Genomic DNA, 835 nt, shown 5'->3' on the forward strand with positions numbered 1-835 from the left:
TGCTTTGCGAATCGCACGTTGATTGTCTGTACCCCAGTCGAGATACACAGAGTCAACGTCGGTGAGTACTAAGAATGCGTCAGCTTCAATCTCGCGAGCGAGTAGTGCAGCTGCACGGTCTTTATCGATAACAGCTTCTACACCAGCTAATGTGCCGTCAGCTTGGTACATGGTTGGAATGCCACCGCCGCCAGCGCAAATCACGATAACGCCTTGATCGATTAGCATCTTGATGACGCCGATTTCAAAAATACGTTGTGGCAAAGGTGAAGGAACAACGCGACGCCAGTATTTGCCGTCGGGCTTCACGACCCAGTTGCGCTCCTCCGCTAAACGTTTGGCTTGCGCTTCATCGTATACGGGGCCAATGAATTTAGTCGGATCTTTAAATGCTTCGTCGTTTGGATCGACTTCAATTTGAGTAAGAATGGTCGCAAATGCTTGCTCTGCAGGCATGATGTTTCCCATCTCTTGCTCGATCATATAGCCGATTTGACCGACAGACTCTGCTCCCAGTACATCTAGTGGATAGGGGGCAGCGCCATCAAACGCTGCGGCTTGTAGTGCCAGTAAGCCTACTTGAGGTCCGTTACCGTGAGCGATGATAAGCTCGTGTTCTTTTGCGATAGCTGCTAACGATTTAGCAGCCTTCGCAATGTTGATTTTCTGATTTTCAGCGGTCATTGCTTCGCCTCGTTGAAGCAAAGCGTTGCCGCCGAGCGCAACAACCACTCTCATCTTATTGATCTCCCAGTGTTGCAACCATGACAGCTTTAATTGTGTGCAGGCGGTTTTCTGCTTGCTCAAAACTAATGTTGTATGGAGATTCGAAAAC

The 835-nt window shown here is 49.1% G+C and carries 2 protein-coding genes; both read right to left on the reverse strand.

Going from position 1 to position 835, the window contains the following annotated elements; translation table 11 throughout:
- Window positions 1-738: carbamate kinase (locus A3762_RS01455; protein ID WP_068753759.1), on the reverse strand; the 738-nt coding region annotated here is incomplete at its 3' end.
- 1 nt (window position 739) lies between these two features.
- On the reverse strand, window positions 740-835 hold a 96-nt coding region (locus tag A3762_RS25590), incomplete at its 5' end, for a hypothetical protein (RefSeq protein WP_156493117.1).

It is taken from the genome of Oleiphilus sp. HI0125, from assembly GCF_001635355.1.